The sequence below is a fragment of the Kordiimonas sp. SCSIO 12610 genome, from assembly GCF_024398015.1.
In the GTDB taxonomy this organism is placed as follows: domain Bacteria; phylum Pseudomonadota; class Alphaproteobacteria; order Sphingomonadales; family Kordiimonadaceae; genus CANLMI01.
On the sequence record NZ_CP073747.1, the window covers coordinates 3,012,733 to 3,035,279 of the forward strand.

Annotated in this window: 18 protein-coding genes; 11 read left to right on the plus strand and 7 right to left on the minus strand. The window is 44.1% G+C overall.

Features of this window, described 5'->3' with window-relative positions:
• The first annotated feature begins 96 nt into the window (after positions 1-96).
• From KFF44_RS13840 to KFF44_RS13850, 3 genes are all read left to right on the plus strand, one after another.
• The gene (locus KFF44_RS13840) at positions 97-459 is read left to right on the plus strand and encodes a hypothetical protein (RefSeq protein WP_255935205.1); all 363 of its coding nucleotides are present in this window, start codon (positions 97-99) and stop codon (positions 457-459) included.
• A gap of 110 nt (positions 460-569) precedes the next feature.
• Positions 570-1,706: an acyl-CoA dehydrogenase family protein gene (locus KFF44_RS13845; RefSeq protein WP_370691170.1), complete on the plus strand. Its 1,137-nt coding sequence runs from the start codon at positions 570-572 to the stop codon at positions 1,704-1,706.
• A 114-nt stretch (positions 1,707-1,820) separates the two neighbouring features.
• Positions 1,821-2,000: a hypothetical protein gene (locus KFF44_RS13850; RefSeq protein WP_255935209.1), complete on the plus strand. Its 180-nt coding sequence runs from the start codon at positions 1,821-1,823 to the stop codon at positions 1,998-2,000.
• 18 nt (positions 2,001-2,018) lie between these two features.
• Here the strand turns inward: KFF44_RS13850 and KFF44_RS13855 are convergent, their stop codons facing one another.
• Positions 2,019-2,672, minus strand: a complete 654-nt coding sequence (locus KFF44_RS13855) for a hypothetical protein (protein ID WP_255935210.1) — start codon at positions 2,670-2,672, stop codon at positions 2,019-2,021.
• Between the two features lie 53 nt (positions 2,673-2,725).
• On the opposite strand from KFF44_RS13855, the gene KFF44_RS13860 reads away from it, so the two are divergent.
• The 5 genes from KFF44_RS13860 (at position 2,726) to KFF44_RS13880 (ending at position 9,250) form a co-directional block, all read left to right on the plus strand.
• The gene (locus tag KFF44_RS13860; RefSeq protein ID WP_255935211.1) at positions 2,726-3,112 is read left to right on the plus strand and encodes an MAPEG family protein; all 387 of its coding nucleotides are present in this window, start codon (positions 2,726-2,728) and stop codon (positions 3,110-3,112) included.
• Positions 3,113-3,119: 7 nt separating this feature from the next.
• Positions 3,120-4,511 (plus strand): M24 family metallopeptidase, encoded by a 1,392-nt coding sequence (locus KFF44_RS13865; RefSeq protein ID WP_255935213.1) that lies wholly within the window; start codon positions 3,120-3,122, stop codon positions 4,509-4,511.
• 230 nt (positions 4,512-4,741) lie between these two features.
• The gene (locus tag KFF44_RS13870) at positions 4,742-6,097 is read left to right on the plus strand and encodes a TldD/PmbA family protein (RefSeq protein WP_255935215.1); all 1,356 of its coding nucleotides are present in this window, start codon (positions 4,742-4,744) and stop codon (positions 6,095-6,097) included.
• A 31-nt stretch (positions 6,098-6,128) separates the two neighbouring features.
• Positions 6,129-7,001: a 3'(2'),5'-bisphosphate nucleotidase CysQ gene (locus KFF44_RS13875; RefSeq protein ID WP_255935217.1), complete on the plus strand. Its 873-nt coding sequence runs from the start codon at positions 6,129-6,131 to the stop codon at positions 6,999-7,001.
• 107 nt (positions 7,002-7,108) lie between these two features.
• Complete coding sequence (locus KFF44_RS13880) at positions 7,109-9,250, plus strand: ATP-binding protein (RefSeq protein ID WP_255935219.1); 2,142 nt, start codon at positions 7,109-7,111, stop codon at positions 9,248-9,250.
• A gap of 38 nt (positions 9,251-9,288) precedes the next feature.
• Here KFF44_RS13880 and KFF44_RS13885 read toward each other — a convergent pair whose 3' ends face one another.
• The 3 genes from KFF44_RS13885 to xseA are packed head-to-tail and all read right to left on the minus strand — an operon-like array spanning position 9,289 to position 12,347.
• On the minus strand, positions 9,289-9,978 hold the full coding sequence (locus tag KFF44_RS13885) for a TorF family putative porin (protein ID WP_255935221.1): 690 nt from the start codon (positions 9,976-9,978) through the stop codon (positions 9,289-9,291).
• 25 nt (positions 9,979-10,003) lie between these two features.
• Positions 10,004-10,831 carry a M23 family metallopeptidase gene (locus tag KFF44_RS13890; RefSeq protein WP_255935223.1) on the minus strand — a complete coding sequence of 276 codons (828 nt, stop codon included), beginning with the start codon at positions 10,829-10,831 and terminating at the stop codon, positions 10,004-10,006.
• Between the two features lie 49 nt (positions 10,832-10,880).
• Positions 10,881-12,347 (minus strand): exodeoxyribonuclease VII large subunit, encoded by a 1,467-nt coding sequence (gene xseA / locus KFF44_RS13895; RefSeq protein ID WP_255935225.1) that lies wholly within the window; start codon positions 12,345-12,347, stop codon positions 10,881-10,883.
• Positions 12,348-12,519: 172 nt separating this feature from the next.
• Between xseA and purD the strand changes: the two genes are divergently transcribed.
• A complete protein-coding gene (purD, locus tag KFF44_RS13900) occupies positions 12,520-13,782 on the plus strand; it encodes a phosphoribosylamine--glycine ligase (protein WP_255935226.1) in 1,263 nt (420 codons plus the stop codon).
• A 32-nt stretch (positions 13,783-13,814) separates the two neighbouring features.
• Here the strand turns inward: purD and KFF44_RS13905 are convergent, their stop codons facing one another.
• Positions 13,815-15,332 (minus strand): PAS domain-containing sensor histidine kinase, encoded by a 1,518-nt coding sequence (locus KFF44_RS13905; protein WP_255935228.1) that lies wholly within the window; start codon positions 15,330-15,332, stop codon positions 13,815-13,817.
• Positions 15,333-15,616: 284 nt separating this feature from the next.
• On the opposite strand from KFF44_RS13905, the gene KFF44_RS13910 reads away from it, so the two are divergent.
• Both KFF44_RS13910 and KFF44_RS13915 read left to right on the plus strand, forming a co-directional pair.
• On the plus strand, positions 15,617-16,819 hold the full coding sequence (locus tag KFF44_RS13910; protein WP_255935229.1) for an efflux RND transporter periplasmic adaptor subunit: 1,203 nt from the start codon (positions 15,617-15,619) through the stop codon (positions 16,817-16,819).
• Positions 16,820-16,830: 11 nt separating this feature from the next.
• A complete protein-coding gene (locus KFF44_RS13915; protein WP_255935231.1) occupies positions 16,831-19,950 on the plus strand; it encodes an efflux RND transporter permease subunit in 3,120 nt (1,039 codons plus the stop codon).
• Positions 19,951-20,029: 79 nt separating this feature from the next.
• Here KFF44_RS13915 and ggt read toward each other — a convergent pair whose 3' ends face one another.
• Together ggt and KFF44_RS13925 are read right to left on the minus strand one after the other, a co-directional pair.
• Positions 20,030-21,769: a gamma-glutamyltransferase gene (gene ggt / locus KFF44_RS13920; protein ID WP_255938838.1), complete on the minus strand. Its 1,740-nt coding sequence runs from the start codon at positions 21,767-21,769 to the stop codon at positions 20,030-20,032.
• Between the two features lie 107 nt (positions 21,770-21,876).
• Positions 21,877-22,356, minus strand: a complete 480-nt coding sequence (locus tag KFF44_RS13925) for a flavin reductase family protein (protein WP_255935232.1) — start codon at positions 22,354-22,356, stop codon at positions 21,877-21,879.
• Positions 22,357-22,547 lie beyond the last annotated feature (191 nt).

A 22,547-nucleotide genomic window follows, 5' to 3' on the forward strand; every position in this document is an offset into this window, starting at 1 on the left:
ATTGCAAGAGAGCAATATGGCTTCTCTTGCAATTCTACGGCATAATACCATACTATTTATGGGTAATTGATACGCGAAATCGAAATGGATTTAGATATGAGAAAATTCACCGCACCGCTTCTAGCGATTTCTATAGTGGGCTCCTCGCCTCTTATGGCTGCGGACTGTGGAGAACCTCCTCAAGATAAACCAAATCTGCCAAAAACATCTCAGCAACTTACTGCCGATGATATCCGTACAGCCAGAAACGCTGTTGTAAGCTATTCCAGTAAAGTTACTGATTATCTTACATGTATGGACAATTGGATTGTTAAACTGCGGCCGTATATGACCAAAGAGCAATCTGCTCGATTCTCGGATGATACCGCCAATCTTCACGAAGATCGTATTTCACTTGAACAACAAATGAATGAAATCATCCGTGAATACCGCCGTAGTCGCCGTTCCAACAATAGTTAAATTCGTCAATAGACAAAACATAAATAGACTGCCGGGTCTATTTATGTTGACTTAACCTGAAACGCTTTGCATCATCACCTGGGAAGTTTATTCATGGGAGAGTGATTATGCTGGCAAAGCGCGCCGTATATGATGAAGAACATCATATTTTCAGAGATTCCGTTAGAAAGTTTTTTGTAAACGAAGCAGTTCCTCACGCTGAAAAATGGAGCAAAAACGGCATAGTAGACCGTGAGTTCTGGAACAAAGCTGGCGAAGCTGGAATTCTCTGTCCTGGGCTCCCAGAGGAGTACGGTGGTATTGGTGCAGACTATCGTATGAACTGCATAATCAACGAAGAGCAAATATATAACCGTGCTGGCGGTGCAGCCCTAGCAGTACATTCAGACATTGTAGCTCCATATCTTCTTCACTATGGAACAGAAGAGATTAAATCAAAATTCCTACCCAAAATGGTTACTGGAGAGATGGTAGGCGCAATTGCCATGACCGAACCAGGCACCGGAAGTGATTTACAATCTGTCAGGACTACAGCCGTCAAAGACGGCGATGAATATGTGATAAATGGCTCCAAGACATTCATCTCTAATGGTCAAAACTGTGACTTTGTTATTGTTGTTGCTAAGACAGACCCAAGCGAGGGGGCGAAAGGAACCAGCCTCATTATAGTTGAGGCGGACAGGGCCGGCTTTCAACGAGGGCGCAACCTTGAAAAAATCGGCCAACATTCTTCAGACACATCTGAATTGTTTTTTGACAATGTAAGAGTTCCTCAGGAGAATTTAATCGGGCACGAAAATGCGGGCTTCATGTATTTAATGAAAGAACTGCCCCAAGAGAGATTATCAATCGGTATAATAGCCATGGCGGGGGCACAGCGTGCTTTTGATATTACCAATCAATATATCAAAGAGCGCAAGGCGTTCGGTCGCCCAATCGCAAACTTTCAAAATACCCGCTTTAAAATGGCAGAGATGAAAACTGAAATCGAAGTTGGATGGGCATTCGTTGATCAGTGCCTTTCGAGACATATTAAAGGAGAATTAGACGCTGTAGGCGGTGCCATGTCCAAATTATGGTGTAGCGAAATGCAAGGCCGTGTCGTTGACCAATGTCTGCAATTCCATGGTGGCTACGGATTTATGGCAGAATATGAAATCAGTCATCACTATACTGATTCTCGGGTTCAACGTATATATGGCGGAACATCTGAGATCATGAAAGAACTTATCGGGCGTTCGCTGTAATTCCTTGATTCGCTTTTTTAGAATTTTGAACCTTGACATTGAGCGTCCATGACGCTCAATTACCAGCACAGAATATTTATCAATCGCTATATACCAATCGGGAGATCGGCCAAGATGCCGCGTCAAAAAGTTACAATGCAAGCAAGTCTGAACCGCGGAACATTTTACTGGGTTACAGAAGTTGAAGCAAATAGCGAAGAAGAAGCCGTTGTAGCAGCAGAAAACCTTTTTCTAGCCGAAATGGAAACCGTCGATGAATGGGAATTCACCGACTATGATGTTACCAATCCATAAATATTAGCACCACCTATATTAATTAGGTGAACACTTTAAATCGGCTGTATTCAGCCAACGATCCAAAGCAGCCAGTGATACTTTCAGTCGCTCCGATTTAGCGCCTTTATCAAGAAAGGCCCAATAACGATCGCTATATTGATTTGGGAATATCACCTCAGTCATCACAACCTTACTAGAACAATTTCCCATAGGCTCAATTGTTACTTCCAATGAGCGGGCCTCAAATTGAACATCATCCTGCTGAACTGTTTTATACTTCCTGTTCGCTTCGATTTCATTTGTTTGCTCAAAGGCAAACCATTCCTCGCCGTCACGTCGATAATAGGCTCTTCTCGTTGAGCCAAGTTCATAATCTGTTCCGCTAAATTTTAAAAATTCCGTCACTTGGGCCTGCCATCGTGCCCTGTTTTCACTCTCGGCAATCCATGGATATATCTGCTCGGCATCAAAAGAAACAATACGTTCCTCGGTAACAAGATAAGTACCACCCTCCACCACAAAGACACCTCGAGCAAGGGCAGCGGAAAAGATCAAAACAAAAAACAAAACGACAGACTTATGAAAGATATCCCAATCCTGAAAACGCTCTTTCACTACTAAAGATCTGTTTCTCCACTCAGCCATAGGCTTTCCTTGACGCAAAAAAGATTCAGACTTACCGTCTATCATTACTAATAAAATCAATAGAATATTATAAGTGGGAATTAAAGAGGGGATTTGTCATGGGCATTACACTTATCACATCGAGCATCATCGGTATTTTACTTGCTTTGCTTACATTCAATGTCGGTCGCTGGCGCATTAAGACAAAAACGAACCTGGGGTCCGGCGACAGCAACGAGCTTGAATGCGCGATCAGGGCTCATGGTAATCTTATTGAATATGCCCCTGTTGTTCTCATCCTCATAGGCCTTTTAGAATATTCTGGTGCAAATTCAGCCCTCGTGCTCGGGCTTGGTGTTACATTTGTTATTGCCCGCATAGCGCACGGCTACGGCTTGGGCTTTACCCCAGAAGGTAAATCAATTTTTCGCGCCATTGGAACGATGCTAACGATACTAACCCTGCTCGTTGCAAGCATTTCCGGCTTAGTCATTGCCTATAGTTGAATAAATCATGAAACCAACAATACCTTTATTCATTCTACTCAAAGCATTGATTTCATCGAATGTTGCAGCTCAAAAATCCGCTGATTTTGCTTATCCCAAGATATTATCGATGCAAGAACGCGCAGCAATCGAGGATGAGTGGCTAAATCAAAGATTAAACACCATCATTCCCAGAATAATGCGTCAAAACAATGTTGATATGTGGGTATTAATTTCCCGGGAATATAATGAAGATCCTGTCTTATCAACTATGCTACCAGCGACATGGTTTGCGTCCAGAAGAAGAACAGTATTAGTTTTTCATGATCGCGGCTCAGAAAATGGCGGCGTTGAACGCTTTGCGATCAGTCGTTATGCCCTAAAAGGGATAGGCGGCGAAGATTTATTCCCTGCGAAATGGGACTCTGAAGAAGAACCCAATCAGTGGAAACGACTGGCGGATTTAGTCAAAGAACGCGATCCAAAAACAATCGCCGTCAACAGTTCAAAAACATTTGCCCTAGCAGACGGCATCAGCCACTCTCAATATTCTGAGTTCATGGCTAGTCTGCCTGATCAATATAAGGCCAGGGTGTCAAACCATGATGCATTAGCCATTAGCTGGCTGGAAACCAGAATACCATCAGAAATGGAACGATACGGCAATATTGTGCAGATTGCACATGCAATCATTGCAGAAGGCTTATCCGAAAAAGTGATAATCCCCGGTAAAACAACGGCCTCAGATGTTTCATGGTGGTACCGCGATAAAATTCGTTCTCTAAAATTACAAACCTGGTTTCATCCTTCAGTATCTATCCAGCGCGCCAAATCATTATCAGGGGATCAAAAATTTACCGAGCTCTTCTCTGGCACCAATCAAAATACGCTTCAAAAGGGTGATTTAATCCATGTCGATTTTGGCATTACCTACCTGGGCCTGAATACAGATACGCAGCAACATGCTTACATTCTAAGGGACGGTGAAACAGACACTCCAGCAGGTTTAAAAAACGCCCTTAGAAAGGGTAATCAATTACAGGATATTTTGGTAAGTTTCTTTAAATCAGGTCGTAGCGGCAACGAAGCGCTAAAACTGGCAAGGCAAAAAGCGCTAGCGGAAGGAATAAACCCAAGTATTTACACGCATCCTATTGGCTATCATGGCCACGCGGCAGGCGCCACAATTGGGTTATGGGACCAACAAGGAGGGGTAAAAGACCGTGGTGACTATCCGATTAACGATAATACTGCGTGGTCAATTGAATTATCAACACTCCAGAAAATTCCTGAATGGAACGATCAAGAAATAAGGATTATGCTGGAGGAAGATGGCTTTTTTAGTGGAAGCGATTTCTACTATCTAAATGGTCGCCAAAAGGCTTTCCATCTTATTCCGAGGCAGTCCAATAATTATTAGCTACTGAGTATCTATATGTTATTTGCAATCACCTATCAGTCCAGGAGAACCTTGGTGGGCTCCTAAAAGCTCAATGACACGAAACGCAATTTATAATTCCATTTTCAGCGTTATAGTTTTTGAACCCAATTTAGCCATTACAAACAAACGTATGAAATTTATAATCTCAGTTGAACACTGCAAAATTATGTGGCTTATTGGCGAAAATAAACTTTACGCTAGGACACCCTATGCCATCAGATACTGTCTCGATAAACTCACTTGATATCCTTGAATACCTTGTTGACAGAGCCCTAAATGCCGGAGCTGATAATGCTGACGCCGTTGCAATAGACGCGCACTCCAAGGGGATTTCTTGGCGCGATGGCAGGCTAGAAGACACTGACAGTTCAGAGATCGAAGACATTGGCTTGCGGGTCATGATCGGCCAAAAACAGGCTATTGTATCAACGAGTAATCGTTCAAGTGATAACCTTAACGAACTGGTAAGTCGCACCATTGAAATGGCAAAAGCTGTTCCAGAAGATGAATATTGTGGTTTGGCACCAGAAGACGCCCTTCACAAAGGTGACTTTGCCGACCTTGATCTTTATGATGATACAACAGTATCCGTTAGCAAACTGGCTGAGCTGGCTGCCACCGCCGAGACTGCTGCAAGATCAGTTTCCGGGGTTACAAATTCAGATGGTGCGAGCGCGAGTGCCAGTAGATATGGTATTACTCTTTTAACCTCACATGGTTTCACAGGGTATTCGCGTGGCAGCAGCTTCTCGGTCTCCGTCTCGGCGATTGCTGGTGAAGGAACCGGAATGGAGCGGGATTATGATTTCACGAGTGCCCGGCACTTTAGCGACCTAAAAGACCCACAGATTGTTGGACAAACCGCAGGCGGTCGGGCCGCGACGCGCCTAAATCCAATAAAGATCGAAAGCGGCACTAAACCAATTGTGTTTGCACCGCGTGTTTCAAACACCCTTTTAGGCCATTTTTCTGGGGCAATTAACGGTAGCAGCATCGCAAGAGGCACAAGCTTCTTGAAAGATATGCTGAACGAAGAAATATTCGGGAAAGAGATTTCTATCATCGATGACCCTCTTATGACGCGGGGATTAAAATCTCGATTATTTGACGGCGAAGGCGTGAAGGTTCGTAAATGCAACCTGGTTGAAAACGGCACCTTGAAAACCTGGATGCTCAATAGCGCGACCGCGAAACAATTAGGTCTGGAGGTAACAGGGCATGCCAGTCGTTCCAGTACGTCGACGCCCGGAATAACAACAAGTAATCTATATATGGCGCCCGGCAGTATTTCCCCTCAGGACCTGATAGCTGATATTCAGGATGGTATATATGTAACCGAATTAATCGGTATGGGGGTCAATCCCGTTACTGGTGACTATAGTAGAGGCGCCGCGGGATTTCTTATCAAGGATGGACAGATAGCAGATAGCGTTAGTGAAATTACCATTGCAGGTAATCTTAAGGAAATGTTCAAGACTCTTGTGCCAGCATCGGACCTTAGTTTCACATATGGAAGCAACGCGCCAACGGTTCGTATTGATGGAATGATGATCGCAGGCGCATAAGAATTGCCTTATAAAAGCGAAAGCAAAAAACGTGTCAACACCTGAAAAAACTGCCAATAATGATCATCTGTTAGATGATGATTGTTGCCCGTGGGATTTAGGCGAGGATGCAAAATTGGTCCGCAAAGTCACCAAAGAAGCGGGAAGAATAGCCCTGTCTTACTTTGCAAGGGATGTTCATACTTGGGAAAAATCACCTGATAATCCGGTATCCGAAGCCGATTTAGCTGTCGATGAGTTTTTACGCACAACCTTAATGCAAAATCGCCATGGATATGGATGGCTCTCTGAAGAGACAGAAGACCAACCTGAAAGGCTAAAATGTGGCCGCATATGGATAGTCGATCCAATCGATGGTACAAAGGCTTTCCTAAAAGGAGGTGATGACTGGGGCATATCCGTTGCGCTCGTTCAAGACACCAAACCCGTGATCGCAGCCTTTTACGCACCAGTAAAAAATGCCTTTTATTTTGCTGAGCATAGCAAAGGCGTTACTAAGAATAATATCCCTGTTGTAACCTCACACCAAAACGACCTTTCATTATCAAGGATGATGGGCGACCCTAGTGCTTTCAAAATAAATAACTTCTGGCCGTGTTCATGGCCGCAAACAATGTATTGCGAACAAGCAAACTCCATCGCGCTCAGGATTTGCCAAGTCGCTGACGGACAATTTGATTGCTGTGTTACCTTACGCCCTAAAAATGACTGGGATGTCGCAGCCGCCGATTTAATCATCCGTGAAGCCGGGGGTCTTTTAACAACAGGTGACGGCGATAAACTTGTTTTCAACAGAAGTAAGCCCTTACATAATCATATCGTAGCAAGTTGCCCAAACCTTATGGATCAAGTTATGGAGCGTGTTTCACCTGCATTGATCCAATGGCGTCAACGAAATACATAAAATTTCAACATAACAAGACTTTAGAAACTTTTATCCTATAGCCTGTGCAAAATTCGATAAGCGAGAGCGCGCTCGAAGATGATAAGTTGCTAAGGTAAAAGATTTTAATGCGTCGTGTATCCCATATTATTTTAATTTTTTTATCCCTAACGGTTGCTAATATTTTTCACGGCTACCCTAGCAAAGCGCAAGAGACTCGCCTGATTACTGACGTTCAGAAAGACACTGCGCGAAAAGCTATCGAAACTCTAGACAGTCATGATCATTTGGATATTGGGTATATACGCGAGGCAATGCTTAAAACTATTGCTAGTGAAAATGACCTGGAGAAAAAAGGGTGGCATTATTTTACAATGCTGAACCTATTGCTCGATAATGACGACAAAGGGCTCAAATTTGATTTAGCTGATAAACTTAAAGGCATTGGCGAAGAAACGGGCAATCCCGAGTTTGAACTGCTTGCAAGAATTAGCGTTGCCTATCAACAATCGCTCGAGGGTAAGGTTGCGGACTCCTACCAAGAAATAACAGACCTCAAAAACCTTGCCGACGATAGCAACACGCCAATTTCCAGTCACCTTGCAGACAATCTGTTAGCCGTATTGGCCCCCGATTTAGGCTATTATACCGAAGGTCTGGCTCGAATGACGGAACGGGTTGAGCAGAAGGCTCAAAATAGCATTGAGCACCTTATGGTGATGAACAGTTACGCCAGTTTATCATATATCTATCAATCAATTAACGATATCGAAAAAACGCTGGAATATGTATCAAAAGGGATCATGTATGCAGATGAGTATGACGCCTTATACGATAGGGAAGTCACACTCTACACATTGGCTAGAACACTCTTAAGAGCACAAGAATATCGCCTATCAGAAGATGCCTTCTTGGCCATGCAAAAAATCACTTACCGCAACAATAATCCCAGCAACCAATACTACGTGTTTTATGGCCTTGCCTTTAATGCTCGAGAACAAGGTTTATATTATCAGGCGATCGAAAACGCCAAACGTGCAACAGAAGAATTTCCAGAAAACCTGTACTTCAATCTAAACCTGTTTTTTCTCCTCGCTGAATCTTATGCAAAACTTGGTGACGCAGAAAAAGCTCAAGAGTTTCTCAATAAAACTTTTTCAAAAGAATACGATGGCTATGAGCGTGAAAATACTGGGTATGTAGAGAATGATCGCAACTTTGCTCGCGCAAATATCTTGTATGCACAAGGTCAATACCAAGATGCGTTTGACCAACTTAACAAGGTCAGAAGTAAAGACCGACAGTTCGCAACACAAAACCTACAAAATAGTATTCGCGGCCTAAACGCCAGTCTCGACAATATTCGCGCACGCCAAGAAGCCGAAAGAGAGCTGAAAAGTTCAGAGAATGCCTTCCTGGGCCTCGCTATTACAGGCAGTATTGTCATCATACTAATTTCATCGTTTGCTATCATAAATCAGCGAAAATATGCCAAATCATTGGAAATAAGTTCTCGTGAAGCGGAGGATGCCAACCGAGCGAAATCAGAATTTCTGGCCAGTATGAGCCATGAATTAAGAACACCGCTGAACGCAATTCTTGGTTTCTCAGAGATGTTCAAGAAAGAAATCTACGGCCCCCTGGGTTCAGAAAAATATTCGGAATATTCTGACCACATATATGAAAGTGGTAGTCACTTGCTATCTATCATTAATGATATTCTCGATCTATCCAAAGTGGAGGCTGGCAAGCTCTCACTTGCTGAAGAAGAAGTATTCATAGCTGACATTGTCGAAGACGCCGTTAATCTAATCACTGACAAGGTTGATGAAAAAAATATTCACCTCTCATTAGAACAAGATAACCAAATTGAATATCTCTACTGTGACCCAAGAATTACCAAACAAATTTTGCTTAACTTGCTTTCAAATGCTGTAAAATTCACGCCTCAAAACGGCCTCATAATTGTATCGTCTACCCTGAGCCTTCAGAACAATATTTGTATTTCTGTAAAGGATAATGGTATTGGCATGTCAGACGCAGACTTGGAGCGTGCTCTTCAACCTTTTGGGCAAGCGGGAAACGCCTTTACCCGGCAAAATCAAGGAACTGGGCTTGGACTACCGCTTGTTGAACAACTGATTGAGCAACACGGCGGTAGCATGCAAATCAAATCAGAACCAGGAAAGGGAACAGAGGTTACTTTGTGCTTCCCGGCTGAGAGAACAATCATCGAGGGCGATACATCAATCGCGCATAACACCATCTAGCCTCAAAACAGCCACGATATCCTCTACGACACACAGTCCTAGAAAAACAAACGAACTCCCAATACCAGGGCATCATCCGCAATATCTTGGTCGAGAGTGCTGTCTTCGTATACCAAACTAAATTCAACATCACCCACAAACGCTGATAATCCTGCGGACCAATCCCAGATATCACTTCTATTCTGACGAATATCATAACCCAATCGAGAGATAATGGTTAGCGCCGGCAAGGTTGGAACTGGCAATTCAAGGTTGGTAGACCAGTATAAGCTATCGATACCAGGAGTGTTCCAGCGCCCTTCTGGTGCATAGGCCAATCCAGATTTCAAATATGCGATACCAAAATCGCGAGCAATAGACGCTTTGAATTCCGGGAAATACTCATCTCCATTCCCACCAAAAAAGCTATCTAACTCAGCAGAAACATCATACTCAAATCCATTGCTTTCAAATTTGTATCCTGCGTAGAACTCTAATTGTGTATCTCGGTCAAATTGATCATCGATCAAAGCACCCTGTGTACCAATATAAAATCCACTTTTATGATTAAGCGTAACGGCAGCAACAAGCGTCGGATCTTGGTCTGAAAGAGATAGACCCCGATCCCGATAGTCTGAAACACCTCCCACATATCCTGTTATCTCAATTTCTGGAACATCTTCTTGAGCATAAACAGGCTCAATAATCGCAAATACTGCTGCCCCAGCCAAAATTGCTTTCATCATCATAGTTTTCCCGATTGTATCTTCACATTTATTCTTCAAGGCCAATCAAAAGACCAGGATCTAACCGAACAGATTTCCAGTTTATTCGCCAATCCACATGGGGGCCACTCGCGCGCCCCTTGGCGCCTATTGTACCGATTAAGTCACCTTTTACTACACGAGTTCCTTCTGAAACATTAACACTATCCATATGAAATAGAGTTGAAGTAACACCAAAACCATGATCAATGATTACGATTCCCCCTTCCAAGAGAAAGTCAGGTGCAGCAAGCCGAATAGTGCCCCCCGCAGGCGCATAGATAGGAGTTCCAGTTTTCGCAGCAATATCTAGCCCATAGTGCGGGCTTCTTGGCTTTCCATTCAAAATCCTTTGGCTACCATAGAAGCCGGAGAACCGACCTTCCGCGGGTTTTTCGAAACCCCATGCCCAATTAAGGTCATCAGTATTGTAGGACCTCGCTGCCCTTACCCGGCCTGTTTCAAGCTTTCTCCTGGCAGACCATTCAGGTGGAGGGGTCACAGTTTTAGAAGGCAGCCCATTAACACGCTCGATATTAAACTTCCGCGCTTTAATTGACAGCGATATATTTTCTTCACGGCCATCAGGGTGTTCCACCTTTAAATTTGCGATGTTTTTGGCGTCTCTACCAAATCCAAATACAAAATGCCCCTTGTCCCCGACTTTAATCGGATTGCCATCGAGGCTGATTTTTGTACCAGCTTCGACTTTTCCCCAAACCAGTCCTCCTTGGACCAGACTACCTTTCAGATCAACTGCATTCACCGCTTCCGGCATACAAAGACAGATTGAAACGGCGATCACCAGTACTTTAGCTTCTTTGAGCAATTTAATCATAATGATACGACTTCAACACTAAAACATGACACGAATATGGCTCCTGATTCTAAAATAAAGATCCCTGATTTGTATCAACCTTTGAATTTACCTTATTTGGTTTTTTAGGCCTTGGCTTTTCCGAAGTGCGTTTCGGCATATTCGCAGTTGCTTCATTCATTCCGCTACTGGTCTCAAAAGCAACAGATCCCGACGCGAATACAATTTCACCTTTGTCCCCAATTTTAAGGCCTTCATGGGTTTTCACAATATTACCCGAATCGTTTTTGACCATTGCAAAACCACGGTTCAACACGTTTTGATACGATAAACTCGCAAGCATCCTTGCAGCAACCAATATTCGGTCTTTTTTCTCCGTCAACAATCGCGCGGATATAGGCCGTAAGCGAGAAGATGCAGACAGTAATCGTTCACGGTTAAACCGGGCCGCCTGCTGTAACTTCCCAGAACTTAGACTGCCGGATAAACGCCCCAATAGAATAGACTTTTGTCGCGTTGAATTCAGCAAGGCCATTGGCAACCGCTCTGATAAATCATCAAGTTTTTGACTGTTCATGCCAAGGATATCTTTTGGCTTAGGCAAAGCCCTTGCTAACGCAACTATCGCCTGCTTGCGGTCTTCTAACATTTTTGTTTTTTGAACAGATAAGCGGCGCCCTAAATCCGTCAGGCTAAATTCCAAATCCACTTTAACCGGAACCGCCTTTTCAGCAGCTGCTGTCGGCGTAGGGGCCCTTAAATCAGCCGCATAGTCAATAAGAGTTGTATCAGTTTCATGCCCCACGGCCGAAATCAAGGGAATTTGGCTTGCCGCAACAGCGCGAACCACCACCTCTTCGTTAAAAGACCAAAGATCTTCGATTGAGCCACCTCCGCGTGCTACAATCAGCAAATCGGGCCGCCCATTTTCCATGGCATTAAAGCCCGCGATCGCTTGAGAAACTTGTTCGGCCGCCCCTTCACCTTGCACCAAAACGGGCCACACCATAACATTTGAAGGAAACCTGTCTGACAGGCGGTGTAGGATATCACGAATAACCGCACCTGTGGGCGACGTTACAACACCTATCTTACGTGGTAAAAACGGGATAGGAACTTTCCTCGACGGATCAAACAAACCTTCCGAAGCAAGCTTCTGTTTACGTTCTTCCAACAGTGCCATTAGGGCGCCAGCACCAGCCGGTTCCATAGCATCGACAACCATCTGATATTTGGATCGGGCAGCATATGTTGTCAGCTTGCCGCTACAAACAACCTCAAGGCCATCTTCTGGGACAAAGGAAAGCCGAGAAACATTCCCCCGCCACATAACACCATCCAAGACGGAACTTTCATCCTTGAGAGCAAAATAACAGTGCCCGGATGAAACACGTTTTACCCCTGACAACTCCGCTCTTACTCTCACGTAACCAAAACGGTCTTCAACGGTTCGCTTTAACGCGCCTGATATCTCAGAAACAGTATATTCTGCAATATTCGCATTGGTTTGCTTCATATTCTCACTGTCAGTAATCATACCGGGCCTTTTCTGGAAAATAACGCCGCTTGTGACGCTGAAACTTAATTTCAGCCTTGAGCGAATATGAACCTATGATACAAGGAAGCCTTCTTCAAGCAATCTTCTATGATGATGAGCCAATATCGTATATCTCAAGCCATAGAAACCTGAATACAAAGGGACTTTAAAGATGAATATTCTGGTGATCGGATCTGGTGGTCGTGAACATGCACTATGCTGGAAAATTCAACAAAGTCCACTTCTCACAAAACTATATTGTGCACCAGGAAACGGCGGAATAGAGGATGTCGCCAGCTGTGTGAACCTGGATAGTTCTGACCATGAAGCCGTTATTAGTTTTTGCCAAACCAACAAAATTGATCTGGTTGTTGTGGGCCCTGAAGCACCACTTGTGAATGGACTTGTCGATGATTTAGACAAAGCGGGGATATCCTCATTCGGACCAAATAAATTTGCATCCCAACTTGAAGGATCAAAGGGTTTCACTAAGGATATCTGTGCCAAATATAATATCCCAACGGCTGCTTATCAAAAATTTCAAAATTCAGAAGACGCCGTCGCGTACATAAAAAAGAACGGTGCCCCTATTGTCATCAAGGCAGATGGTTTAGCCGCAGGCAAAGGGGTTATTGTCGCAATGTCAGAAAAAGAAGCGATTGATGCTGTGAATGATATGTTTGCAGGGTCTTTTGGCGACGCTGGTGCAGAAGTTGTTATCGAAGCATTTCTTGAGGGTGAAGAAGCAAGCTTTTTTGCATTCATAGACGGTGAAAACATCCTTCCACTCGCGACCGCTCAAGATCATAAGCGCGTTGGAGACGGTGACACAGGGCCAAACACCGGCGGCATGGGAGCATATTCACCAGCACCCGTTATGACAGATGAAATGTGCGATCGTACAATTAACGAAATTATCAAACCAACTGTACAAGCCTTGAAAGATATGGGTGCGCCCTACAAAGGCGTGCTTTTTGCAGGATTGATGATAACTGATAAAGGGCCTGAACTTATCGAATATAACTGCCGATTTGGCGACCCAGAGTGTCAAGTGCTCATGACACGCCTAGAGAGTGATATACTGCCCGTACTAATGGCAACTGCAGAAGGCAACTTGGACGGGATCACCCCCAAATGGACTTCTGACGCGGCACTCACTGTTGTGATGGCTGCCAAAGGATACCCCGGTAGCTACGAGAAGGGTAGTGTCATCAAGAATATCGAAGCCGCGAATGCACTTGAGAAAACCAATGTTTTCCAGGCTGGAACCCGCAAGGAAGGCGGCCAAATACTAGCGAATGGTGGCCGCGTTTTGAATGTGGCGGCGCTAGGGAAAACGGTAAAAGAAGCCAAAGATAATGCCTATAAAGCAGTAGAAGCCATTGAATGGCAAGATGGTTTTTACAGAAAAGATATCGGCTGGCGCGCACTATAAAACAACTTGTAAACGCGGTGCTAAATATGCTTTTAGCGCTCTTTTTTACGTTGTTCAGTCTTGCTACGGACTTTGAATTCAGGGAAAATAACTGACGCCGTGGTTCCTACACCAGGTTCGCTCTCGAGAGTAAACTGTGCATGAAGTTTGTCCGCAAACGAGGATACTAAAGGCAATCCTAGTCCTACGCCATCCTTGTCGCGGCTTATGCTGGATTGAATTTGCCCAAACGGCCTTTTGGCAACCTTAATCTCTGCTGGCGTCATACCAACCCCAGTATCCTTCACAGAAATACAGAGTTCACCGTTATCCAGCTTTTTGAGCGACAAGGAAACTTCCCCACCAGCGGGTGTAAATTTAACGGCGTTTGTTAGTAAATTTAAGCAAATCTGTCGAACCAGTTTCTCATCAGCCTCAAGCAGAATATCCTTATCAATATTTTCTACCAAATTCACCGAGGACTCAATAGCACGCTGTTTGACAAGGTTTAGGCAAATCTCCATACTTTCTAAAGGATCAATCCAAACCAAATGAGCCTGCAACTTACCGGCTTCAACCTTTGAAAGATCAAGAATATCATTAATTATAGAAAGCAGATGAGTGCCACTATTATAGACATCCCCTGCATATTCTTTGTACTTGTCAATGCCAACAGGCCCTAGAATTTCATCCTTAATAATCTCGGCGAACCCAAGTATAGCATTAAGGGGAGTGCGCAGTTCATGGCTCATATTGGCCAAAAATTCTGACTTGGTTCTATTCGCTAATTCCGCAATATCCCTGTTTTTTTGAAGTTCTTCTGCTTGAGCAATATCTTCCGTAACATCGCGGCCAACAATGAGCATCGCAGGTTTTTTGGTGCTTGTAATTGTTTGGGCAAAAAACTTGAAATGCCTGACAATATTGCCCCGTGTTCTCATGATTACGGGCATATCCGTAATGGAGCTAGTAATTTTAAGCTCTTTTACAAATCTTTCATAAAAGGTTGGGTCTGCCCAAATATCCAGGTCTGTTGCTTTTTTTCCAACAACATCATCCCGTCGAGCGCCAAATATATTTAAAAACGCAGGGTTAATATCTATAATTTTTTCACTGGCAATTTCGGCAATTACCATAACCTCAGGGGTAAGCCTAAAAACATTGTGAAAAATCTGCTGCGAATATTCACGCTCACGCTCTGCCTCTAATTGATCCGTGATATCAAACAAGCATGCAATGCTTGCCTTCGACCCCAGCCAGGTCCCGACACTTGCTCGGCAGCTAAAAACCCGTTTTTCGCCGTCCGCACGCATTACACGGAATGTATAATTTACAGGTACATCCTCACCCATTGTGCGTGAATAATGATAGGTTCTAAGCGTATCAAGATCATCTTCATGAACCCATGAAGCAAGTGGCTGCGAAAGGAAGTCATTTTTGCTGCCATCAAACCTCAGCATGTTTAGGAGTTGAGTATTACAAAATACAATCTCATTATTTTGACGGACAAGAACCCCTTCTGCCAAGGCGTCAAAAATTGCGAGCTCGCTTGACGCGGATTCTTCGTGCATCACTGATAAAGCTGTTTGTCTCGTATTAAAACTTTGTTTGATCACAATGAATAACTCAAAAACGACTGCATACTGATATACGCCTCACAAAATCGTAGAGGCATAGTGAACAACAAAATCTTTAAAGAGCTGTTAACACTCATCAAGAATTAGATTTAAGAATAAATTTTCGTATTGCCCTAGAAAAGATTCGTCGTGACAACTATATAGATTTGATATAGTACTATAGTGATAAATATAAGTGGGCAAAAGACTCACACAATTTATACAGCGAGGATAAAAAAGTGAAAAAGATTTTGAAAGTTGCAGCACCAATCATGGTGCTAGCCGCAGGATTAGGGTCATGTGCCGTTCTTGGTAACACTAAACCTGAACCAGAAAAAAAAGAAAACACCGTGCGCCCAATCGCCCTAAAGGTCGATGAGGTTAAATCTGATACGGTTGTTCTTTCTGTTAATACGCAAGGCGAAGTTCGCGCAAAAACAGAAATCGATATCATTTCAGAGGTATCCGGACGAATAGTTTCGGTTTCATCTGAATTTGCCGAAGGTAGTAGTTTTGAGCCATCAACTACACTCATTAAAATTGACGATTCGAATTACAAGCTTGCTGTAACCCGTGCTGAAGCGCGTGTTGCCGATGCCTATGTTCAACTAGAGCAACAATTAGCCAATGCAAAGTTGAAACAAAAGCAATGGGACGACTCTAAAGCCTGGATCAAAGACGGCAAACCAACTGCTCTTGCGCTAAACAAACCACAAGTTGCCCAGGCACAAGCAAACTTACGCGCTGCTGAGGCCGACCTGGCAGAAGCGAACTTAAACCTGTCACGAACTAATATTCGTATGCCCTTCAATGGCCGAGTGACAGAGCGTTCTGTAGGTGTAGGTCAATTTGTTACAACTGGCGCAAAATTAGGCCGTGTTTTCGGTACCGACGTTGTTGAGATCAGATTACCACTAACAGACCTTCAGTTGGCTGAATTAAACCTACCTGTCGGATTTGAAGCAAAAAACAGCTACGCACCAAAGGTTACATTAAAAGCACGTATTGGTAATCAACAGCAAAGTTGGGAAGGCAAAATTGTTCGTACTCTTGCGTCAATCGACCAACAGACACGCCTTGCCTATGCTATGGCCGAAGTTGAAAAACCATACGCACAAGCTGATGGTAAATCACCTTTACCTGTAGGACTGTTTGTTTCCGCCGAGATTGAAGGCATAAAATCCCAGGCGGCGTTTGTTATGCCGCGTACGGCTCTACGTGAAGAAGATAAGGTTTATATTATTGATGACGGTAAACTCCGCATTAAAACCGTAGATGTATTAGCGACATCCAAAGATCGACTTCTTGTATCTTCAGGTGTTAACGTAGGTGACCAAGTTGTAACGTCTGCTGTTCGTACAGCTATCGAAGGCATGGCCGTTGAGCCAATTACTACTGGCACTAACGTTGCTGCAGCACCTGCAGACGCTGCTTCACGTTAAGGGAGGCAATCATGAATAAATTAATCGAATGGTGGGCACGAAATACAGTTGCCGCCAACCTCTTAATGATTGGCCTATTTCTACTAGGTGCTATTTCATTCTTTAAAATGGAGCGTGAAATTGAGCCGACGGTTCGCTTTCCAGGTCTGGAAATTCGTGTCGCTTGGCCAGGTGCTTCACCAGAAGATGTTGAAAAACAGATAATTGAGCGAATTGAAGAGTCTGTTCGTGACCTGGATAATATCGATTGGGTGCGTTCCTTCGCGAGTGAAGGATCAGCGAACGTTGTTATTCTGGCGCTTGATGACGTTGATTTTGTTCAATTTCAAAATGACGTAAAAGTGCGCGTTGATTCCATATCTTCGTTTCCTCGCGACATTGAACCGCCTCAGGTTACCCAATTTATTAACCGCAATGAATATATCCGCATTGCTGTAAGTGGTGATATTGGCGAACGTAACCTCAAGCGTTTAGCTGAAGAATTGCGCAGAGAGGTTGCCGTTTTACCAGCGATCTCGCTTGTTGAGCTCTTTGGCGTAAGACGTGAGGAAGTAACGATCGAAGTTAGCGAAGATGCCCTTCGTCGATATAATCTGACGTTCTCGCAGGTTTCTGATGCGATTAGAGCAAGCTCTTTGAACCTTTCATCAGGGGCTCTTCAAACAGAAGCTGGTCAATACACCGTTGCCATTCGCAATCAAGCAGATACAGAAGCGCAATTCAGTAAAATCATAGTTAGACAAACTGTTGACGGTGCTACAATCAGGCTTTCTGATGTTGCTAACATCATTGATGGTTTTGAAGACAATGAAATATTAGCGACTTTAAATGGCCAACCTGCGGTTCTTATTCAGGTTCTAACTACTGAATATATGAATATCGTACAGGCTTCTGAGTCCGTAAAAGAATGGATAACTAAACGTCAGGACAGCTTACCGGAAGGTGTGGAATTAACACTTTGGACCGATCAGGCTGAAGCCTTTAATAGCCGCATGACCACAATAGGCGAATCTGCGCTTTATGGTCTTCTATTGGTTGTTGTTGTTCTATTGTTAACATTAAGACCAAAAGTTGCCTTTTGGGTAACTGCGGGTATCGCAATAGCCTATGCTGGTGCGTTCTTTATCCTGCCATATGTTGGTGTTTCAATTAACATGCTATCGACATTTGCCTTCCTTCTTGTACTAGGGATTGTAGTGGACGATGCAATCGTTGTTGGTGAAAATATTCACAGCGAATCCCAAAAAACAGGGGGGGGTATTACTGCCGCCGTATTAGGGGCTCAATTGGTTGCGAAACCAGTGGTATTTGCTGTATTATCAACGATCATTATGTTCTTACCATGGTTGTTCCTATCGGGTTCGACAACAGAATTTACAAGAAATATTACATGGGTTGTCGTATCAGCGCTGACCATATCTTTGATCGAGTCTTTATTGATTTTGCCTGCTCACTTGTCGAAAATGAAGCCACGTGAGAAACTTAATGCGTTTGGACGTTTCCAGAAACGTATTGCCGACAGCATCATCAATTTCGCGCAAACCAAATACCGTAGAATTGGAACGTGGGCTGTTAATCGCAGATATCTTAGCATGTCTATCTTTTTCGCAGTCATGTTCTTTGGTTTTGGTCTGTTCGGTTCTCCGTTTGTCAAAACTGGCTTTTTCCCGGAAATCGAAAGTGACCAGATTAACGTAAATGTTGTGATGCCTGAAGGCACGCCATATTCACGGTCACTGGAAGTTTTAAAACAGCTGCAGGATGCTGAGAAAGCACTCGAGCAAGAAGTTAATGCTCGGACAGGCGGTGAAGGAAAACTGATTGAAAACTGGTACACACGCTCTCGCAGAGATAGCGTACTGGCTATTGTAAAACTTGCGCCACCTGAAGTCCGTGATATGTCTGCAAAAGACGCTTCTATTCGGTTACGTGAACTGATGGGTGAAGTTCCTGATGCAGAGGAAGTATCAGTTGACTACACTCAAAGTGATGGTGACCCTGGTTTTGAACTATCAGTTAGGCACCCTGACCTCAAAGTCCTTCAGGATGCAGTGAACGCACTCGAAACCCAAATGCGGACATATGAAGCGCTTTATGACATTCGCAATAACTTGCAAGGCGATAGTCAGGAAATTCGTATGACGTTAAAGCCGGGTACCGAAAAGCTTGGTTTAACGCTTGCACAAGTTTCACAGCAAATCCGAAATGCATATTTTGGACTGGAAGTATCACGAATTCCTCGTAGCGGTCAGGATGTTCGTGTGATGGTTCGCTACCCTAAAGAAGCACGCAGGTCTATTGAAAGCCTCAAAGACTTTAGAGTGCGGACTGTGGACGGCAATGAAGTTCCATTAACAGCGATTGCAGACCTTGAATATGCCCCAGGCATCAAACGTATTGCGCGCTGGAACGGTAACAGAGCTGCCCGAGTGAGCGCTGACATGAAGGATGATGTACGTGATGATATCATGAAGGACCTTGAGGAAAACTTCTTCCCCACCTGGGAAAAACAATTCCCTGGTGTCGTTCGTGGTAGCATCGGTCAAGCAGAAGGCGAACGTAGGTTCTTCCAAGAGCTTCTTCAGCTTAATCTCATCGCATTCTTTGTGCTCTATATGATGCTCGCTGTTGCGTTCAAGAGCTATTGGCAGCCGATACTGATTATGATTGCGATGCCATTCGCATTCGTTGGTGCCGTATTTGCCCACTTTGCGATGGATATGACGGTTGGCCTCTTTAGCTTCTTCGGTATAGCAGCCGCAATCGGGGTTGTGATTAATGATAATCTCGTTCTCATGGATTATTATAATCGCCTTCGCTTGAGAGGTATGGATGCCTATGAAGCGGTGGTAGAATCAGGCGTTGCACGCTTTAGGCCGATTATGCTTACAACTGTTACAACGATTATCGGATTGATACCAATGATGCTGGAACAGTCTATTCAAGCAGCTTTCTTGAAGCCAATCGTGCTTGCGTTAGCGGCAGGTGTATTCATTGCCTTCTTTGTTACACTTATACTCGTTCCAAGTATGTGTGCAGCAGGTGCTGATGCATCAGCTTTCTTTGGTAGACTGAAGACCCGCATATTTAACCGCGGAAACGGTTATGAGGTCCCAAGCCAAGCTGAGTAAGCAATTTAATTAAACACTCAAATAAAAAGGGCAGGAAAATTACCTGCCCTTTTTTCGTTCTTACCTGATTAAATCATAGTTAGAATGCTGCGGCGTGCGAACCAGGTCTGCGGGGGTCAGCCGCCCCCATCAGTATTCCATTTGGCGCAATTACGATGGACTGCGTTGAACCCAAAACACGGTCGCCTAAGCTATTAGCGTCAGTGTTCACATTATGACCCATTGCCTTCAGGATGCGGCGCGTATCAATTGAATGGCCTGGCTCTATGAACAAACGGTCCGGAAACCATTGGTGGTGAATCCGCGGTGCAGCTGTCGCAGCCGCAGGGTTCATATCAAAGTCCATAACATTCAAAATCGTCTGCAATACCACGGTGATAATTGTGGAACCACCTGGGCTACCTGTTGTCATAAGTGGCTTGCCATCTTTAAACAAAAATACCGGTGTCATCGAACTTAGTGGGCGTTTTCCGGCTTCAATTGCATTCGCTTCGCCGCCCAATAGACCAAAGGCATTAGCAACACCAACCTTGGCAGAGAAATCATCCATCTCATTATTCAATAGGAACCCTGCACCAGCCACAGATTTACCATTCCCGTAGGTGAAGTTAAGCGTGTAGGTGTTTGCCACCATATTTCCAAATCTATCCACGACAGAAAAATGGGTAGTATCATTGCTTTCGTAAGGAAGACTTGGTGCAGGCGCAATCTCTGTTGATGGTGTTGCTTTTTCAAGCTTAATCTTATCTCGGATAGACCCGGCATATCCTTTGTCCACGAGCGCCTCGACCGGCACATCAAAATAGTCTGGATCACCCAGATATTTTGAGCGATCAGCATAAGCATACTTCATTGTTTCCGTCAGGCGGTGAAGATAATCAGCACTATTGTGCCCCAAACCTTTAACATCCCATCCCTCAAGAACATTCAGCATTTGAACTACGTGAACGCCGCCAGATGATGGAGGCGGCATCGCAACAACCTTAAAGCCACGATATGTGCCAGATACGGCTTCCCTTTCGCGGACAACATAATTTTTCAGGTCATCATGGGTGATGATCCCGTCATTTGCCTGCATAGTTGCAACAATTTTGTCTGCAACCCATCCTTCATAAAACCCTTTGGCACCGTTATCGGCAACAGCCTGCAATGTTGCAGCAAGATCAGTTTGCTTTAAAAGTTCACCCGCGACATAAGGCGTGCCATCAGTTTTATAAAAATACTTTGCAGTCGCTTCATCGCTCTTCAACCGTTGCTGGAACCTGTTCAGGCTATCTGCTAACGCCCATGGGACCTCAAAGCCATCCCGTGCCAGCCTAATGGCAGGGGCCATAACCTTATCAAGTGGCAATGTCCCATATTTTTCCAATGCTTGGGTCAGGCCCATTACAGTGCCGGGAACACCGGTGGATTGATAGCTAAAGCGAGCACGCGCGTTATCAACATCACCGTTTGCGTCCAAGAACAGATCCCGGTGGGCTGCTTTTGGCGCCATTTCACGGTAATCGATAGCAATCGTTTTATCCTGGTCCTTCAAGTAAACCATCATGAAACCACCGCCGCCGATATTACCTGCCTGTGGGTGCGTTACCGCCAGTGCGAAACCTGTTGCAACCGCCGCATCAACGGCATTACCGCCCGCTCGAAGGATTTCAAGCCCTGCTTCGCTTGCAAAATATTCCTGGCTTACCACCATGCCATTTCTGGCGAGGGTTGGATGATGCTGGGTATTATAGGTTATTAACGGGGTGTTTTGTTGTGCAGTTGCGGGGGCAAACACAAATAGAAAACTCAAAATAACGAATGATATGGACCGCATGTAATTCACGAAAGATACTCCTGTCCCATGATATGTGCATGAATTGGCTATATCATAACAACTTTAGCTATAAGGTCTATATCTGGAGTAACTTTGTAAGAATTTAATTACGAGAGGCTTTTGTAATCGCAGTAATGATATAGAAGCGTATCACTGCGTTCACTTGTAATCACTTCACGCACAAGCCCGATAAAAACAGTATGGGAACCATATTCGATCATTTGATCCCGTTCGCATAGAATTGAGCTAATACTATCCCTTAAAAGGGGCGCTTTAGTATTCTCCAGTTTCCAATCACCAGCAGAAAATCGTTGCTCCCCTTCGGCGCCACCGCTGCATAAATTCGCAATATCCACATGATCTGACCCCAACAGATTAATAGCGAAATATTTTTGACTACTCATCACAGAATGCATCGTAATGTTACGGTTAATACAAACCAACATAGAAGGCGGTGACATCGAAACAGAGGTGACGGACGAAGCAACCATTGCATGAGGTTTTTCGTTCATGAATGACGTAATGACAGACACATTCTGTGCAAACGATTGCATCGCGCTTTTTAAATTTTCTTCAACTTCATCCATGTGTACTACCGTCAACGAGACCAAATTTGCTACATGTCCAATCTATAAGCTATTGGCATAATTTTACTCATACGTACATCATCTATTATTCAGACCAGTCGAATTACCATCATAAATCTGTTATTTAGAGGAAATATCTCGCAGTATCAGTGCTTGCAGAAAACTGAAACCGCATATTGCGCCGATGTGCT

Coding starts and splice junctions, on each gene's coding strand:
- xseA (WP_255935225.1), bottom strand. CDS start 12,347: ATGATTACTGACAGTGAGAATATGAAGCAAACCAATGCGAATATTGCA.
- KFF44_RS13860 (WP_255935211.1), top strand. CDS start 2,726: ATGGGCATTACACTTATCACATCGAGCATCATCGGTATTTTACTTGCT.
- purD (WP_255935226.1), top strand. CDS start 12,520: ATGAATATTCTGGTGATCGGATCTGGTGGTCGTGAACATGCACTATGC.
- ggt (WP_255938838.1), bottom strand. CDS start 21,769: ATGCGGTCCATATCATTCGTTATTTTGAGTTTTCTATTTGTGTTTGCC.
- KFF44_RS13905 (WP_255935228.1), bottom strand. CDS start 15,332: ATGCACGAAGAATCCGCGTCAAGCGAGCTCGCAATTTTTGACGCCTTG.
- KFF44_RS13885 (WP_255935221.1), bottom strand. CDS start 9,978: ATGATGATGAAAGCAATTTTGGCTGGGGCAGCAGTATTTGCGATTATT.
- KFF44_RS13865 (WP_255935213.1), top strand. CDS start 3,120: ATGAAACCAACAATACCTTTATTCATTCTACTCAAAGCATTGATTTCA.
- KFF44_RS13855 (WP_255935210.1), bottom strand. CDS start 2,672: ATGATAGACGGTAAGTCTGAATCTTTTTTGCGTCAAGGAAAGCCTATG.
- KFF44_RS13880 (WP_255935219.1), top strand. CDS start 7,109: ATGCGTCGTGTATCCCATATTATTTTAATTTTTTTATCCCTAACGGTT.
- KFF44_RS13915 (WP_255935231.1), top strand. CDS start 16,831: ATGAATAAATTAATCGAATGGTGGGCACGAAATACAGTTGCCGCCAAC.
- KFF44_RS13890 (WP_255935223.1), bottom strand. CDS start 10,831: ATGATTAAATTGCTCAAAGAAGCTAAAGTACTGGTGATCGCCGTTTCA.
- KFF44_RS13925 (WP_255935232.1), bottom strand. CDS start 22,356: ATGGATGAAGTTGAAGAAAATTTAAAAAGCGCGATGCAATCGTTTGCA.
- KFF44_RS13850 (WP_255935209.1), top strand. CDS start 1,821: ATGCCGCGTCAAAAAGTTACAATGCAAGCAAGTCTGAACCGCGGAACA.
- KFF44_RS13840 (WP_255935205.1), top strand. CDS start 97: ATGAGAAAATTCACCGCACCGCTTCTAGCGATTTCTATAGTGGGCTCC.
- KFF44_RS13870 (WP_255935215.1), top strand. CDS start 4,742: ATGCCATCAGATACTGTCTCGATAAACTCACTTGATATCCTTGAATAC.